The sequence below is a fragment of the Micromonospora sonchi genome (genome assembly GCF_014646235.1).
GTDB lineage: Bacteria > Actinomycetota > Actinomycetes > Mycobacteriales > Micromonosporaceae > Micromonospora > Micromonospora sonchi.
The window spans coordinates 1-15,575 of record NZ_BMNB01000057.1 but is presented as its reverse complement, the minus strand read 5'-3'; the positions used below and the strand labels follow the sequence as shown (position 1 = coordinate 15,575).

General features: G+C 67.4%; 16 protein-coding genes and 1 pseudogene. 13 read left to right on the top strand and 4 right to left on the bottom strand.

The features are described 5' to 3' along the window. Window positions 1-185 precede the first annotated feature (185 nt). From IEY61_RS30365 to IEY61_RS30355, 3 genes and pseudogenes are all read left to right on the top strand, one after another. On the top strand, window positions 186-623 hold the full coding sequence (locus IEY61_RS30365; protein ID WP_189050674.1) for a hypothetical protein: 438 nt from the start codon (window positions 186-188) through the stop codon (window positions 621-623). 433 nt (window positions 624-1,056) lie between these two features. Beyond that, window positions 1,057-1,485, top strand: a pseudogene (locus IEY61_RS30360) (NUDIX domain-containing protein); the annotation flags it as partial. A 230-nt stretch (window positions 1,486-1,715) separates the two neighbouring features. Beyond that, window positions 1,716-2,372, top strand: coding sequence for an HAD family hydrolase (locus IEY61_RS30355; RefSeq protein WP_189050672.1), 657 nt, complete (start codon window positions 1,716-1,718; stop codon window positions 2,370-2,372). Here the strand turns inward: IEY61_RS30355 and IEY61_RS30350 are convergent. After that, a complete protein-coding gene (locus IEY61_RS30350; protein WP_189050670.1) occupies window positions 2,369-3,700 on the bottom strand; it encodes a helix-turn-helix domain-containing protein in 1,332 nt (443 codons plus the stop codon). The two genes, IEY61_RS30355 and IEY61_RS30350, sit on opposite strands and share 4 nt — an antisense overlap. A gap of 415 nt (window positions 3,701-4,115) precedes the next feature. Here IEY61_RS30350 and amcA point away from each other — a divergent pair, with 415 nt between their 5' ends. The 10 genes from amcA to IEY61_RS30305 are packed head-to-tail and all read left to right on the top strand — an operon-like array spanning window position 4,116 to window position 12,726. After that, a complete protein-coding gene (amcA, locus tag IEY61_RS32250; protein ID WP_373293246.1) occupies window positions 4,116-4,367 on the top strand; it encodes a multiple cyclophane-containing RiPP AmcA in 252 nt (83 codons plus the stop codon). After that, on the top strand, window positions 4,364-5,335 hold the full coding sequence (locus IEY61_RS30345) for an NAD-dependent epimerase/dehydratase family protein (protein ID WP_229706610.1): 972 nt from the start codon (window positions 4,364-4,366) through the stop codon (window positions 5,333-5,335). The genes amcA and IEY61_RS30345 overlap by 4 nt, the downstream gene beginning before the upstream one ends. A gap of 20 nt (window positions 5,336-5,355) precedes the next feature. Then, window positions 5,356-6,300, top strand: coding sequence for a thymidylate synthase (locus IEY61_RS30340; RefSeq protein WP_189050668.1), 945 nt, complete (start codon window positions 5,356-5,358; stop codon window positions 6,298-6,300). A 32-nt stretch (window positions 6,301-6,332) separates the two neighbouring features. After that, entirely contained in the window at window positions 6,333-8,036 is a 1,704-nt protein-coding gene (locus IEY61_RS30335; protein WP_229706609.1) for a carbamoyltransferase family protein, read from the top strand. After that, window positions 8,018-9,064 carry a CgeB family protein gene (locus tag IEY61_RS30330; protein ID WP_229706607.1) on the top strand — a complete coding sequence of 349 codons (1,047 nt, stop codon included), beginning with the start codon at window positions 8,018-8,020 and terminating at the stop codon, window positions 9,062-9,064. The genes IEY61_RS30335 and IEY61_RS30330 overlap by 19 nt, the downstream gene beginning before the upstream one ends. A 51-nt stretch (window positions 9,065-9,115) precedes the next feature. Continuing rightward, window positions 9,116-9,637: a P-loop NTPase family protein gene (locus tag IEY61_RS30325; RefSeq protein WP_189050664.1), complete on the top strand. Its 522-nt coding sequence runs from the start codon at window positions 9,116-9,118 to the stop codon at window positions 9,635-9,637. 24 nt (window positions 9,638-9,661) lie between these two features. Continuing rightward, window positions 9,662-10,477 (top strand): class I SAM-dependent methyltransferase, encoded by an 816-nt coding sequence (locus IEY61_RS30320; RefSeq protein ID WP_189050662.1) that lies wholly within the window; start codon window positions 9,662-9,664, stop codon window positions 10,475-10,477. Further along, entirely contained in the window at window positions 10,474-11,211 is a 738-nt protein-coding gene (locus IEY61_RS30315) for a phosphotransferase (RefSeq protein WP_189050660.1), read from the top strand. The genes IEY61_RS30320 and IEY61_RS30315 overlap by 4 nt, the downstream gene beginning before the upstream one ends. Before the next feature lie 22 nt (window positions 11,212-11,233). Further along, window positions 11,234-11,884 carry a histidine phosphatase family protein gene (locus IEY61_RS30310; RefSeq protein WP_189050658.1) on the top strand — a complete coding sequence of 217 codons (651 nt, stop codon included), beginning with the start codon at window positions 11,234-11,236 and terminating at the stop codon, window positions 11,882-11,884. Next, on the top strand, window positions 11,881-12,726 hold the full coding sequence (locus IEY61_RS30305) for a phosphotransferase enzyme family protein (RefSeq protein ID WP_189050656.1): 846 nt from the start codon (window positions 11,881-11,883) through the stop codon (window positions 12,724-12,726). The genes IEY61_RS30310 and IEY61_RS30305 overlap by 4 nt, the downstream gene beginning before the upstream one ends. A 270-nt stretch (window positions 12,727-12,996) precedes the next feature. On the opposite strand, the gene IEY61_RS30300 is transcribed toward IEY61_RS30305, so the two are convergent. From IEY61_RS30300 to IEY61_RS30290, 3 genes are all read right to left on the bottom strand, one after another. Next, the gene (locus IEY61_RS30300; RefSeq protein WP_229706612.1) at window positions 12,997-13,737 is read right to left on the bottom strand and encodes a transposase family protein; all 741 of its coding nucleotides are present in this window, start codon (window positions 13,735-13,737) and stop codon (window positions 12,997-12,999) included. 297 nt (window positions 13,738-14,034) lie between these two features. Then, window positions 14,035-14,754 carry a response regulator gene (locus tag IEY61_RS30295; RefSeq protein WP_308424605.1) on the bottom strand — a complete coding sequence of 240 codons (720 nt, stop codon included), beginning with the start codon at window positions 14,752-14,754 and terminating at the stop codon, window positions 14,035-14,037. A 202-nt stretch (window positions 14,755-14,956) separates the two neighbouring features. Continuing rightward, the gene (locus IEY61_RS30290; RefSeq protein ID WP_229706603.1) at window positions 14,957-15,319 is read right to left on the bottom strand and encodes a hypothetical protein; all 363 of its coding nucleotides are present in this window, start codon (window positions 15,317-15,319) and stop codon (window positions 14,957-14,959) included. Between the last annotated feature and the right edge of the window lie 256 nt (window positions 15,320-15,575).

Here is a 15,575-nt window from a genome sequence, read left to right as displayed (position 1 = left end):
CCTCCATCGGCTACCACCGCAGCAATGGCGAACCCAACATCGCCCGAGCTACCCGACGCGCCAACCGACGATCTACAGAACTCATCGATGCCGTAACCAGGAGTAACCCGACTACGCAATAGCCCTGAGTTGGCCCCGAAGTCGAAACAGTCCGATATCTAGAGATCGACGGCGCGCATCCGGGCGTGGAGGCCGAAGGCAGGATCGGTGTCGTCGCGGATCTGGATCCCGAAATCCAGAGCTCCCGGGCGGTCGACCATCCCAACGGCGCCGTCGCGCTCGTCGATGCCATGCTCTGCATCGCCGACCTTGAGCTGGACGCCGTCCGTACCCGCTACGAGGCTTACCTTGACCGCACGCCCACAGGCAACGGGCATGGTTACGTGTTTGATCTCGGCACCGCAACGCTGACCCTGGTGCCGGCATCCGGCCTCGCCGAGCTTCTGCCCGGACAGCAACCACCAGCACTGCCCGCCCTCGTCGCCTACACCGTCGCAGTCCGCGACCTAGCCGCGACGAAGAACCTCCTACAAGCCAACGAGGTCCCGCTGTGCCGAGCAGCGTCCGGAGAGCTTTTCGTACCAGCCACCGCCGCTATCGGAGCGGTAATCGCCTTCCGCTGAACCGACAGAAACACCTCTACATCGCCCGCCATACCAACGCACTCAATTCGGCTATCCGCACGCCAAGGCGCCGGCTGGCTCAGCAACACCCGTCACGGAAGGTCACTGACTTGGATCGCGGCCTGGTCAGGCAGCGAGTCGCCGGACGTAGACGGAACTCGGCGCCGATGCACTTGCAGCCGTACCTTCCTCTGCCCTCGGATCTGTACGCCGATAGCACTGCCCCCGGCCGTCGGACAGCCGCACCCGGCGTTGTCTCGGCCGGGCGGGCGTACTGGGCGCTGGTGTACCGACAGCCCTTCGCCGCACTACGGTCGCCCGACCCGCCCGATCCGGCCGAAGCACACAAGACGAGCCCGTAGGGTCGGTCGCGTGGCCGAGACACAGACCGAACCTGATCTTTCCTACATCGCCAACGTGACGCGCGGCCGCCGGCATCGTCCTGCGTGACGAGGCCGGTCGGGTGTTAGTGGTCCACCCAACGTACAAGGAGGTGTGGGAGATCCCCGGCGGAATGGTGGAACCGGACGAGTCCCCGGCGCACGCGTGTGCGCGCGAGGTCCGGGAGGAACTGGGTCTGTCGGTGTCCGCAGGAGCACTGCTGTGCGTTGACTGGGTGCCGGCGAGCCCGCCATGGGATGGCGGACTCATGTTCGTGTTCGACGGCGGAGTGCTGACGGCGGACCAGATCGCGACAATCCGCCTGTGCCCCGACGAGTTGGCTCGGTTCGAGTTCGTCGAGCCGGAGCGCCTCGGCGAGGTGTTGATTCCTCGGTTGGTTCGGCGGGTTGCCGCAGCGGTCGCCGCGATCGGGCGTGGCGGCGTTTACCTCGAGGACGGACTCGCGACCTCAAGCAGGTAGTCCGCCGCACTGCACCTTGAACGCGGTGCGCGTGGCAGGTCAGGAGTGGCGGAGCTACCGGTTGCTGCCGAAGTAAGAACTGTCTCAGCGGCGCGCTGGCCGCGGCAGCCTGCGGCAGGGCCACGACCGGATCGTCGAACAATCACCATCGCCGCAGATGACAGCCTCAGCACCGCCCCCGGCTCGCGGTGCACGTTGATCCCGATGGGACCACCGGGCACAATCGCCTAGTGATCGCGAGCGTGTTCTTCGATGTGGGCGAGACCATCGTCGACGAGTCCCGGGAGTACGGCACGTGGGCGGACTGGCTCGGGGTACCGCGCCACACCTTCTCGGCAGTCTTCGGGGCGGTCATCGCTCGTGGCCTTGACTACCGGGAGACGTTCCAGGTCTTCCGGCCGGGTTTCGACTTGGCCGAGGAGCGGGAGCGCCGGACGGCGGTGGGACAGCCGGAGTCCTTTACCGAGGAGGATCTCTATCCGGATGCCCGACCGTGCCTGGCCGCGCTACGCGAGTCGGGGCTGCAGGTTGGCCTGGCCGGTAACCAGACGGCGCGGGCGGAGAACATCCTGCGGGCCTTGGACCTGCCGGTCGACGTGATCGGCACCTCGGACGGCTGGGGTGTGGAAAAGCCCTCCGCCGCGTTCTTCGACAGAGTGATCGCCGAGGCAGGTTGCTCGGCTGGTCAGGTGCTCTACGTCGGGGACCGGTTGGACAACGACATCCGGCCGGCGCAGGAGGCGGGTATCGCGACCGCCCTGGTCCGTCGCGGTCCTTGGGGTTACATCCTTGGCGACAAGGCGGTCAGCGACCGGTGCCTGTTCCAGCTTGACTCGCTGGCCGAGCTGCCTGACCTCGTGCGCAAGCACAACGAGTCGGCGCGCTAACTACCCGGCAGCGCGGCGCGGCCGGCGGTGAGGGCGGCGACGCGTTCGTCCAGCAGGGTGCCGTGTCGGCTGTCGCCGAGCATGGGACGGACGGCTCGGACCCGGTCGAGACCGACGCCGTACCAGTCGTCTTGCAGGGCGTCGACGGCCTGATTGAGGTAGCCAGCGGCCCGGTCGCCGTCGCGACCATGAGCCGTGGCGAGGTCGGCGAGCACGACGCTGCGCTGCTTGGCGTCGGTGGAGAGCGCGGCGAGTGCCTGGTTGAGCTGGTTAGCGGCTTCGTTGTGGTCGCCGCCGGCTAGGGCCGCGTAACCAGCGAACGAGTGCAGGCGGCCGTTGTCGTAGAAGTCGAGCCATTCGGGCGGTGTGCCGTCACTGTCGACCGCGCCTGCCGCAAGGTCGATGTGGCGACGGCTGGCGGCTGCGGCTCCGGCACGCGCCTCCACTTCTGAGGCGACGCAGTGCAGCCATGACCGGACCATGGGGCTGACGCCGTGCCAGGTGTGCTGGAGAGCCGCGTCGATCAGCGGCCGAGCGTTGGCCGGCTGGTGGCCGAAGGCTGGGACGAACGCCATGTGGCCGAGGACGGCGGCGGCCAGAGCGTGGTCGCCGGCTTCGCGGGTGGCGGCGAGGGCGACGTCGTAGCAGCGTTCGGCGATGGCGGGTTGGCTGAGGTCGAAGAAGGCGAGTCGGGCGGTGAGCAGCGCGGACTCCGCGAGAGCGGAGGCAAGGCTGGTCCGGCTGGCACCGGTGGCAGCGCGCAGGAGCCCGATGCCGAGCTGGGTGTGGGCGTAGGCGGCCTCGTAGAGCGGCCGGGCCGGGCTGGTCCAGTACAGCTCGCGTTGGCAGCGCACGATCTGCCGGTACGAGTCGGGGTCGATGGTCTTGCCGTCGGCGTGTGCGGCTTCCGGGTCAAGGGACAGCAAGGGCGCAACCAGGGGCAGCATGCTGGCACCGACCAGCGCACGTAGCACGGATGCGCGGTTCCAACCGTTGCCGTTGTCCTCTCCAGTGAGCATGTCCCACAACCTCCTGAACTCGTGCAGTGCTTCCGTGTCGGGGCGTACGGCCAGCTCGTCGGGGGTGAGAAGGCCAAGATCACTGGCCGGCTTGCCGAAGATCGCGACCAGGTGTTTGCGGTACCGCGGATCCGGCCACCGCTCGCCGATCTCCCACCGCCGGACGGTGTTGGCGTTGAGCCCGGTGTCGGTTTCTCCGGCGCGACTCATCTCGGTGCGAATGCGTTCGGTGACCTCCTCGTAGGACCACCCGCGTTGGAGCCTCTCCCACGCTAGCCGCCGGTTCGAGGGGTAGCGCCGTCCCGCCATCGCGCACCTCCGGGCATCGCCTGTCGACATCGCTCACGCTAGCCAATCCGGCTACGGGTCGTCACCACCCGGTTGCGATTGGACGGGTGGTGGACGGTACCGGTCCGTTGCCGCGGACGGTTCGCTATTGCGGAACATCGAAGCCGCCTGCTCTGGGCTGGCCTCGGTGGTCGCCGACCAGTCCCGTCAACGGCATGAGGTTCATGGTGGACACGTCGCACAGACCCGATACTGCGTCGCCCCGGCCGGATCCGATTGCCGCGACGGCGGCCGGCTTTGGTGCCGTGAGGTTGACTCCGCGCCCGCGTACTGCCATCGAGGCTGCGCAGGCGAGCGACCGGCGAGACTTTCCCACTCGCCGCCTCCCGGTTGCGGACCCGCCAGACTCCGGGCGGGTCCGCCACACCGGCCGCCGATGCCGCACGCCCGACAGCCAGCCACACCAGCCCGAACACGGTACGGCACACATCGGGGCGCGGCGGCGATGACTCTCTACATCTCCCGCCATGCCACCGCAGCGACTCCCAACACTTCCGCCAGACCGGTCCGCCCTGAACCCGTGCTTATGGCCGAGCGAGTGGATCTCCCGCGCGTCGACCCGCCCCTGTTCAACCACGTCTGGCAGCGGCTTTTCGAGCAGACCATGCGAAAGGAAGGGCATCGATGATGTCTCGTGTCCTGGTTACCGGTGCCGCCGGCTTCATCGGCTCACACCTGGTCGACGCCTTGCTGGCCAGAGGCGTCACGGTCGTCGGCCTGGACCGTCGTCGACTCGGCGAGCATCCATTGGCGGACGAGAACCTGGCTGGCGCCGCCGCCAGTCCTCTCTTCTCCTCCTGCTGCCTGGATCTGGCCGCCGACCCGCTCGACGAGGCCGTGGCTGGTTGCGACACCGTCTTCCACCTCGCCGCACGACCCGGCGTTCGGCCCTCGTGGGGCCGCGAGTTCCTCGACTACACCCAGGCCAACGTCCTCGGCACGCACCGGTTGCTCGATACCTGCGCCCGCCAAGGCGTACGCCGGTTGGTCGTCGCCTCGTCGTCGAGCGTCTACGGGCCGGCCAATCAGCCCAGCCGCGAAGACGACCCGACGTGCCCCGCATCTCCGTACGGGGTGAGCAAGCTCGCCGCCGAGCAACTCTGTCTCGCCTACGCCCGGCGAGCCGAAAGCCCACTGAGTGTCGTGGCGCTGCGCTACTTCACGGTGTACGGGCCTCGGCAGCGTCCGGATATGGCGATTGGCCGGGTCTTGTTCGCCGCCTACACCGGTTTTCCGGTCACGCTCTTCGGCGACGGAAGCCAGCGACGGGAGTTCACCTACGTCGGGGATGTCATCGCCGCGACCCTCGCCGCCGGTCACCTCGATGGCCGAGCCGAGGTCATCAACATCGGCGGCGGTGCCAGCGTCTCGATGCTGACGGTGATCGACGAAGCGGCCAAGGTCACTGGCCGCGAGGTGCCGGTGCAGGTTGTGTCCGCTCAACCCGGCGACGTGGCCGCGACCGCGGCCGACCTCACCCGCGCTGGCCGGCTACTCGGCTATTGGCCCACTGTCGGGCTCCGTGAGGGCCTTACCCGCCAGGCCACCTGGCTGGTCAACCTCTCCGGCGATCGTCTCGCCGCCTTCGCCTCCTGACCTGTACAAGGGAGTTACACATGATCGTGCTGACCGCAGGCTCGGCAAGTGAGCTGTTCACCGCCGCATGCCAGGCCGTACTGCTCAACGGTCGCGTCGTCTGTCCGCGTGACCTCACCACGACCGAGGTGGTCGGAGCGCACCTGTGCCTCACGAATCCCCGGCGGCGGCTCGTCGACGTGCCACCTGTCAGGGTGATCAATCCCGCCTTCGCGGTCGCGGAGGCGCTCTGGATCCTTTCCGGTTCCGACGCTCCCTGGATCTTCGACTACAACGACCGGCTGCGCATATACGCCGACGACGGTGTGCTGCGCGGCGCGTATGGGCCGCGGCTGCGCCGATGGGACGACCAGATCGACCAGCTCGACGCGGTACGGCAGCAGCTGCTCAAGGACCGGGACTCACGACGAGGGGTGATCCAGCTGTACGACCCCTCTCGCGACCATCGGGGTTACCGCGACGTGCCGTGCACTCTCGGGTACCGGTTCTTCATCCGGGACGGGCGGCTGATCATGCACACCAGCATGCGCAGCCAGGACCTGTGGCTCGGCTTTCCGTACGACATTTTCACAACCACGCTGATCCACGAGTTGATGGCGGGCTGGCTCGGCGTCGAGCTGGGCGAATACCACCACCACGTCGACTCCCTGCACCTGTACGCCGACAACGTAGAGGCAGCCGCCGCTTCCCTGCAGGGCGCCGAGGGCACTGCGGAACTGGATCCGGTCGCCGTGCCCTGGCCCGACCTCGATGCCCTCATCGAATGCGTGATTTCTGGCAACAGTGGCCCTGGCGATGGTTCGACCTGGGATGCCTTTGGCCGGACTCTCGCCAGCTACCGTGCCTGGAAATCCAGTGAGCGCGACCAGGCACGCAAGATCGCCGCCGATACTTCCGATCCGCTCGGCCATGCCCTGGTGACCTGGTACGACCACCTCACCTCGCGCACGTCCGGCGGCCGGTGATGGGCGCGCAGCGGTCCGCACATGATGCCGAGGTGGTGCTTGGGCTCTGCGCCTTCACCCACGACTCGGCTGCGGCGCTCCTGGTCAACGGCCACCTGATCGGCTTCGCCGAAGAGGAACGCCTCGACGGGGTCAAGCACAGCAAGGCGTATCCGGCCGAAGCCGTGGCCTGGCTCCTCGACCAGGCCGGTCTCACCGCTGACGACGTGACGACGGTGGCGTACAACTTTGACGGTGGCCGCTACCTGTCGGCGCTCGGTCAACTTCCCGCTCACTTGGTGGGGACCTCGACCCGCAGTCGGGCTATTCCACGCGCACGCAGCTTCCGCACCGTGCAGCGCCGCTACCGGGCGCGCATGCGGGATCTGTCGCAAAGGTTCCCGTTCGCTCGGCTCGTCCCCGTGCTGCACCATCGTGCACACGCCCTCTATGCCTTCCTCGCCGCCGAGGTTGACGATGCGGCGGTCCTGGTGGTGGACAGTCTCGGCGAACTGCAGACCACCACGATCTGGCACGCCACACACCACGATGAGCAGCCCTTCCGCCTCCGTCTGGCCGAGTCCGTCAGGGATCCGGCGTCGCTCGGTTACGCGTATGGCGCCGTGACCGAGCACCTCGGGTGGCGGCGCGGCGACGAGGAAGGCACCGTCATGGCGCTGGCCGCCCTTGGCGACCCGGCACGCTTCCGTGACCTGATGTTCCGCGCGATCCGACTGACCACGGACGGGTTCACTCTCGATCCGAGCCTGTTTCCGCTGCGGGTGCTGTCCAGCCGGTACCGCCGGACGAGCCCGGCGTTCACCGCCGCAGCCTGCCCGCCCCGACCACCGGACGCCCCGGTCGAACCGGTGCACGCCGACGTCGCTGCCGCCCTACAGGAACGCACCGAGCAGGTCATGCTGCACCTGGCCAGGCGAGCCGCGCGGCTGACCGGCTCTGGTCTGCTCTGTCTCGGCGGCGGCGTCGCGATGAACTGTGTCGCCGCAGGGCAGATTGCCCAGGCCGGCATTGCCGATGAGATCCACATCCCGCCCGCGCCAGGAGATTCGGGCACCGCGATCGGCGCTGCCGCAGCCGCCTGGCTCGACGTCACCGGCCGCCCACCCACCGGCATTGGCAGGCGCTGCTACCTCGGCCCGGCCTACCCGGGCCTGGCCCTACCTGCCGAGCCACGGCCCGGCCTGGCCGCCGCACGCCCGGCCGAGCCGGTCCAGCACCTCGCCCGGCAACTCGCCGACGGGGCGATCGTCGGACTCTTCACCGGCCCTCTGGAAGCCGGGCCACGCGCGCTGGGTAACCGGTCCATCCTCGCGTCGCCTTTCGCCCACGAGGTCGTGGACCGGTTGAACGGCACGGTGAAGTTCCGCGAGCCGTTCCGCCCTTTCGCTCCGATGGTCCTCGCCGACAAGGCCGCCGACTATGTGCGGCTTCGCCAGCCCTCGCCGTTCATGTCCATCGCCGCACCGGTCACCGAACTGGCCCGGGCCGATCTACCTGCGATCGTGCACGGCAACGGCACCGCCCGGGTTCAGACCGTGACCCGAATGCAGCACCCGTTCCTCGCGAACGTGCTGACCGCCTTCGGCGAGATCACCGGACATCCGGTGCTGATCAACACCTCGTTGAACATCAAGGGCGAACCGATTTGCGGCACCCCGAACATGGCCCTGGACTGCCTCGTCGGGACCGGTCTGGACGCCCTGCTCATCGAAGGCTGGTGGGTGACGAAGTGCTGATCGGCTACAGTTTCTGGGGTTTTCTCGGCTCCGGCGTTGTCGACACCCCCGACGGCGGGCGCAGTCACCGCCGGCCCCTGGTTGACGGGCTTCGCCAGGCCGGCCACGACATCGTGTTCCTCCAGCCCAATCGCGACCTCTGCGACGCCGGCCTCGACCTCACCAGCAGCTACCGGTGGGATGTCGGCCTACCCGAGCTCGACGCGTTGTTCCTCGAATGGCGCTGGCCCATCGCCGGCCGCAACACCACCCCGTGCGGTCGGCCCGGACATACCTGCGACCTGCACCGGCAGGCCGAACTCATCGCCCACTACACCCACCGGCTCGGCACTCCGACGATCCTCTGGGACAAGGACAGGCAGCTCGACCCGGCGGATCCGCTTCGCCGGACCGGCAACGTCACCATCTGCGAAGCGGCCATGCGCCCGAGCCCAGGAGCGACGCCGCTGCTTTTCCCCGTCGCCGACGCGATCCTCGATAGCGCCGATCCCACCATGCTCGCTGCCCAGAACCGCTCGACGCCGCTGGTCTACGTCGGCAACCAGTACGACCGTGACGAGGCCTTCGACACCTTCTTCGCTCCCGCCGCCGCACACCTGCCGCACCTGATCGCCGGCAAGTGGAACAATACTCACCGTTGGCCCGGCCTCAACTTCGTCGGCCGGGTCCCGTTCCCACAGGTCGCCGAGATCCACGCCGACGCACTCGCCACGGTGCTGCTGCTCCCCGGCCGTTACGCCGAAGCCGGCCAGATCACCCAACGGATCTTCGAAGCGGTCCTCGCCGGTTGCGTGCCTCTGCTGCCCACCGGTGTCCGCGGTGCCGCCAAACTCGTACCGGCGAGCCTGCACGTCAGGCACGCCATCGACGTACGGCATCGGGTCGGCTGGCTCGCCGAGATCGCCAGGACCAACAATCATGCCGACCTGATCGACGACTGCCTGCGCCGTCTTGACCCGTTCCGGCTTTCCACCCAGCTCGGCGTGCTCGATCGTCTCCTACGCCATCCGGAACCGGTGCCGTCATGACCCGCCGTGTCAGCCCAACCTCACCCCGCACCGCCCTTACCCTGGAGGACCATGGACAGGATCGCCATCATCGGCTGCGGCGGCAGCGGCAAGTCGACCGTTGCCCGGCAGCTCGCCCAGATCCTCGACGCGCCGCTGACCCACCTCGACGCGATCTTCTACGACGAGCAGTGGAACCCGCTGCCGCAGGAGGAGTTCGCTGCCAAGCAGGAGAAACTTGTCACCGGCGAGCGCTGGATCATCGAAGGCAACTACGCCGGCACCCTGCCGATCCGGCTGGCCGCCGCCGACACCGTGATCTTCCTCGACCTTCCCGCCGCCACCTGCCTCTGGGGCATCGCCCAGCGACGTCGACGCTACCGGGGTGGCCAGCACCAGGCCGACGGTGTCTACGACCGGATCACCTGGAACTTCGTCCGGTACATCCTCGGCTACCGGCGCACCATGCGACCCCGTGTCCAGAACCTCATCCGAGAACACGGGCCGCACATTCGACTGATCTCGCTCACCAGCCGCCGCCAAGCCAATCAACTGATCGAACGGATACGTCAACAAGCCCAGCCGATGACCTGACCGACGCGGCATGGGAGACGACCCATGTCGGCTAACCCGTTCCTTGATCCAGATCTGGTTCGCGGTGACCTCTACCGTTCCAGCGACCGGCTCGCAGACCGCACCCGCGCACTACGCGAAGCCAAGATCGCCGGACGGGACGGCGCCGACGTCATCGTCGACCTGGTCGCTCAGCGCACCCCACCCGGCGCGGTCGTGCTCGACATCGGCTGCGGACGCGGCACCACCACCCTCCGCATCTCCGACCGTCTCCGCCCCCGACGCCTCATCGCTGTCGACGCCTCGTCCGCGCTGCTGGCCACCGTCCGTACCCGGCTGGCCGAGGCCAGCCGAACTGGCGCGGCGATCTGCGCCGACTTCCACCACCTACCGCTGCCCGATGCGCTGGCCGACGCGGCGGTGGCCGCGTTTTGCCTCTATCACTCGCCCGCACCGGCCGACGCGGTCGCGGAGATCGCCCGCTGCCTCCGCCCCGGAGGCATCGCCGTCCTGGCGACCAAATCGCTGGACAGCTACGCCGAACTCGATCAACTCGTCCAAACCGCCGACCTCGACACCAACGCCGCTCGCCGGCCGAGCCTCTACGAGAGCTTCCACAGCCGCAACCTGCTCGACATCGCCGCCGCCCACCTCACGATGCTCGACATCCTGCATGAGGAACACGTCTTCGAATTCGCCGACGTCACGCATCTCGCTCGATACCTCGCCACGACCCCGAAGTACCGGATCCGCCTCGCCGGTGCGCCGGGCGACCTCGCCGCGATCCTCCGGGAACGACTACCGGCACCGCCGTACCTGACCCGATCCACCGTCAGCTACGCCCTGGCAGCACGACGATGACCAGCAATCTCTTCATCAAGCGGTACGACGATCCGCAACGCTGCTCAGCAGCGGCGGCCCACCACGACTGGCTCACCGGGCTGAAGTCCGGCGTCCGCCTCCCCCGCCTGGTGACGCGGGCCAGGCACCACCTGGTCTTCGAGCGGCTACCGGGCCGGACACCCGAGGTGGCGGACCTGCCCCGCATGGCGGCCACGCTCGGCCGGCTGCACGACACCGCGTACCGGAGAGAACTGCATACCGCGCGCCTCGACCAAGCCCACACCACGGCGACCGGGCTGGTGCTTCCACACTTCGCCGGCCCGCGTCGGCAAGCGCTGCACCGTGCCGCCCACATCACCGGCGTCGACCTGACCGCGCTCGACGCCGTCCTCGATCGGGTTGACCAGGCGGTGGCCTTCTACAAGGATCCGAACGTCCGCAACTACCTCGTTGAGGGCGAAGACGTCGCCGTCGTCGACTTCGACGACCTCACTCTCGCCCCCTTCGGCTACGACCTGGCCGGGCTACTCGTCACCGCCTCCATGACGTACGGCTGCCTCGACCAATCCACCCTGACGAGCTGCGTCGACGCCTACCGGACCGCCATCGCCCCGAACCGATGCGACCTTGACGAGCTGCGGCAATACGCCGAACTACACCGCCTCTTGACGCTCCGGTACCTCGCCACCAACGGATACCGACACCCATGGCCCACCGTCCGGCCCTGGCCCGACCCGTTCGCTCCAGCCTGACCACTCCGAAGGAGCCCTGCCGATGGCCCCCACCACCGAACTCGTCATCGCCCGCCACGGCGAGGCTGCCTGCAACGTCGCCGGGATCGTAGGCGGCGCACACGGCTGCACCGGACTGACCGACCGCGGACGCCGCCAGGTCACCCGGCTCGCTGCCCGGCTGGCCGCCGAGCACGCAACCCGACCCTACGCGGCCTTCTATTCCACGCCCCGACTTCGGGTAGTCCAGACCGCTGAGGTCATCACCCAGGCCCTCCACCTACCGCCCACCGTCGAGCCGGAACTCCGCGGGCCCGACCACGGCGACGCCGACGGCCGCCCGTGGACGGACGTCAAAACCGCCTTTCAGGGCCCACCCCAACACGCCCCCAACATCCCGTACGCCAACGGATCCGAAACCTGGAACCAATACCTCGACCGGGCAATCAAAGCCCTACAGCAGGTCCTCGCCCGACACGAGGGCCAGCGGATCCTCGTCGCCGCCCACGGCGAGACCATCGAGGCCGCCAACAACCTACTCCTCACACTTCCCCGGAATGCCTGCCTACGGCTCGGCTACGTCAGCGACCACGCCTCGATCACCCGATGGCAGCGACCGACCAACCGGTTCGGTCGCACCATCTGGCAACTCGTCGCCCACAACGACACCCGTCACCTTGAAGTCGAGCAATGAGCAGCGCCGACCTCCTCCAACTCTGCCGGCGCCTCCTCGACACCGACGCAGTACCCGTCACCTGGCACCGAGGCCACGCGGGCACCTACGTACTCCGCGCCTCAACCGCGGAGCACGGGGAAGTGATCGTCAAACCACACCGCAGCCAGGAACGGCACGCCCAGGAGATACACGCCTACCGGAGCTGGGTACCGGCCCTCGGCGACCGGGCGTCCCGCCTACTCGCAGCCGCCGACGATCCGCCCGCGATCGTCATCACCGCCTTGCCAGGTGTCCCACTCAACCAGCGAACACTCGACCCCGAGGCCGAGCAGGACGCCTACCGCCAAGCGGGGCGGCTACTCAAGATGCTCCACGCCGCCGGACCACCGAGGCTGAAGCCGGACTGGACGGCCTGGCTCGCCCAACGCGCCGAGTACTGGATCCACCGAGCCGGAGACCGCATCACGCCCGACGCCCGCGCCGAGGTACGCGCCCACATGCGAGCCCTCCAAGACCTCGCACCACTACCGACCGTGCCCTGCCATCTCGACTTCATGCCCCGCAACATGATCTACGGCGACGACGGCGCCGTCCGCCTGATCGACTTCGAACACAGCCGCTACGACCTGCCCGCCCGCGACCTCGTACGCCTCGCCACCCGCATCTGGCCCGTCCAGCCCGGCCTGCGCGACAGCTTCCTCGACGAATACGGCCAGCTCAGCAGAGCCGACCACGAGGTGCTGGAGCACGGTGCCTATCTCGATGCCCTGACGGCGTTGTTTACAAGATCCTCTGTTGAGATCAAGGATGGCGGCTTCTGCCCGTGCCGGGCAGCCCGGCCAACTGCACAATCATCGTGAGCCCCCAACGTCCGGTTGGCAGGTAGTGATGCCGTCGGCATCACCGACTTTTGCCTCGGACCTCGGTGGCCGTTCGGGTATCTGTGGTCAGCACGAGCGCAGCAACTGCCATCCGGTCTGCGCGGACGCGGGCACCATGGCGTTGACCACCGTCGCGGTGGTGGGGTGAGCGCATTGCAGCTCGCCGGCATCGAGGCCCACCATGCGGCACGCTCTCCCCGACTGGATCTCACTCATATACAACCAGGCCGAGATGTCGCTGGGCCCTTTTCATCGTGGGTTTCGGCTGGTCTGGACGTGATGTAGGACGAGGATGGCCTGCACGATCGCGGTGGCGCGTCGAGGGCAGCAGCGCAGCTTGGTCAGGACTTTCCAGCCCTTGAGGGTGGCGACGGCGCGTTCGCCGATTGCGCGAATCTTGGCGTGGTGGCGGTTGACGGTCTTCTGTCGGCGGGACAGTCGGGGCCGGTGACGGTGCCGCTTGAACGGCGTACGGACGCTGCCGCCGGCGCCCTGGTACGCCTTGTCGGCGAAGGTCATAACGTTCGCGCTGTTCAGCGCGTCGATCAGGCCGTTGGTACGGGCGGCGGTCAGGTCATGCACCGCACCAGGCAGGGCAGGCGAGGCCCAGACCAAGCGTCCGGCGCAGTCGGCGATGACCTGCACGTTCACTCCGTGGCGCTTATGTTTCCCGGAGTAGTACGGCCTCTGATCCGCGATCCGGTCGATCGGGATCAGGGTGCCGTCGAGAATCGTGTACGCGAGCCGGCCGATGCGCCGGATCGCCCCGTTGAGGTCCGGCGCGTCTGCGGCGAGCAGGCCGATGGCTTCCCGGACGTATCGCCAGGCCGTGGTGACGCTGATCGCGAAGCCGCAGGCCAGGCGGGCGATAGTGTCGCCGTTACGGAGATGGGCCAGGGCGAGCAGGGCCCGCCGGCCAGCGTCGAGACGCCACCACCGGCCCCGGCGGCGGGTGCGTTCGGCGCGGGAACTACAAGCCCTCCTGGCCAGGCTGGCTGGCGCCTGCCCCACCTGCAAAACCCGCTTCCCAATCAAACGAAAACCCCGAGACCAACTCCGATCATGACAAAGCACTACTCGAACCTTCGCATTACGGTTCTGGCGCCGCCGGGTCTGGCGGCGTCGGCGGCGATCTTCAACGGCGCTGGTCAGCGGGTCTTCTTCGTCGCTCGGTGCTGGAGCACCTCGCCGATTAGCCCCGATCTGCAAAGCGAGGCTCGCGACGATAGCTGTTCCAGTAGCCGTGACGATGCAGCCAACGGGAGTAAAGCAATCGGTCTACGGTCGTCAAGGTGGACGCGGAAGCTGACCCACGGAATCGGGTGCCTCCTCGTGTTCCGCACCTACGTGTGGGGGATGAAGCAAACCATCTGCTACGGCTCGGGCGAGCATTGCCGATTTGGTCTGCGCGGGTCGACCGGCTTGGGCGTACTTAATTCGGGCTCGCCGAACGTACTCATCGACCGTGCGTTGACTAATGCCCATTCGGCGCGCTACCGAAGCCCTCGACATCGATTGGAACCAGAGGAGCAGAGCCTCGCGCTCTCTCTCAGATAACTCTGGCCGATCGGCACGCCGGTCTCCGACAATCGCACCGGCCATTGCTGGAGGCACATACGGCCGATCTTGGGCCGCTTCAAGCACAGTGTTGACGAAGTCTTCTCGCAACTCATGCTTGGCAAGAAAGGCAACGGCGCCCGCATCCAGCGTAGCCAAGATGGTGTCAGCGTCGGTGGCCTCGGCGTAGACCACCACACGCTGCCCTGCATTGCTAAGCTCGGCAACTTTGTCGATCATAGACCGCCCATGTAGCTGAAGATCGAGCACGACAACGTCCGCCCTCGGATGCTCGGCCAACACCGCGTCCAAATCATCACCGGTCGAGACCACAGCCAGCCGTGAATCTGCAGCCAGCCACCATCGAATTCCCTCAATGACAGCCGGCTGGTCATCGACTATGACTACTTCTATCCGGTCCTGTTGCGATGCTGGGGCTCCTACGGACAGTTTCGACGGCTTGTCTTGCGCTTCGTCCGTCCGGTTCCGTGAATCTGCCCGCTCTTCCCGTTGGAGCGGTATCACTGGGCGAGCGGCTGGACGGCTACGGCGATCAGCCGCGATTCGCCTGATAGGCTCGGGTGTCTCTCGCCCGAGCTTCTTATCGAGGACCATCCGAAGTTGGGCTGCCGCCACGTGCTCTGCGGTAACTTCATGCTGCTCGGTCAAAGCGATCACCGCCTTTACTGCTATCTGGCAGGTCACTCAATAGCTCGTCGAGTACACGCCCCTGGAACACGTCGAGCAAAAGGCATTCGTCGCGCTCTGCCAACTCCGATTGCGCGAGCTTGGCGAGTAGCTTCAATCCAGTTACACGCTTCGCCGGAGCATCGTCCAACGCAAGCTCAGCCGCCCAGGTAAAGCGTCGCCACCACTCTTCTCGACGCCCGGCCAATTCACGCTGTCCAGTCGCTCGATCGGCGCCGCGCACGGATAGCCGGACTCCGATCAAGGCGCCCGCCGCCGTCATCAAACCGATGACTACCGACAGCCCTACCTGCAACCACGGATTCACCACGTCATCCCGAGTCGTCGAGGGGTCGCAGTAGATGCTACTACCACAGATGGGGCCTTGATACCCGCGGATTGTGCTAGCTGCGGGTGCCGCCATCTTTGGCGCGGCAGACCCTCTCGCAGCGGTCGCGCCGTACGTATTCAGCTTGAGGTGAGTCGGCGGCCGGTGGTCCACTCTGGTTGATCGGCTGGCATGATCATGGTGTGTCGCCCGTCCCGCAGGTCCCGCCCTCGTACGAGGAGCTGTTGGCGATGCT

Bases quoted from the DNA above. Each gene is read 5' to 3' on its own strand.
- IEY61_RS30325 (WP_189050664.1), top strand. From the start codon at position 9,116: ATGGACAGGATCGCCATCATCGGCTGCGGCGGCAGCGGCAAGTCGACC.
- IEY61_RS30320 (WP_189050662.1), top strand. From the start codon at position 9,662: ATGTCGGCTAACCCGTTCCTTGATCCAGATCTGGTTCGCGGTGACCTC.
- IEY61_RS30315 (WP_189050660.1), top strand. From the start codon at position 10,474: ATGACCAGCAATCTCTTCATCAAGCGGTACGACGATCCGCAACGCTGC.
- IEY61_RS30340 (WP_189050668.1), top strand. From the start codon at position 5,356: ATGATCGTGCTGACCGCAGGCTCGGCAAGTGAGCTGTTCACCGCCGCA.
- IEY61_RS30345 (WP_229706610.1), top strand. From the start codon at position 4,364: ATGATGTCTCGTGTCCTGGTTACCGGTGCCGCCGGCTTCATCGGCTCA.
- IEY61_RS30310 (WP_189050658.1), top strand. From the start codon at position 11,234: ATGGCCCCCACCACCGAACTCGTCATCGCCCGCCACGGCGAGGCTGCC.
- IEY61_RS30350 (WP_189050670.1), bottom strand. From the start codon at position 3,700: ATGGCGGGACGGCGCTACCCCTCGAACCGGCGGCTAGCGTGGGAGAGG.
- IEY61_RS30305 (WP_189050656.1), top strand. From the start codon at position 11,881: ATGAGCAGCGCCGACCTCCTCCAACTCTGCCGGCGCCTCCTCGACACC.
- amcA (WP_373293246.1), top strand. From the start codon at position 4,116: ATGCCGCACGCCCGACAGCCAGCCACACCAGCCCGAACACGGTACGGC.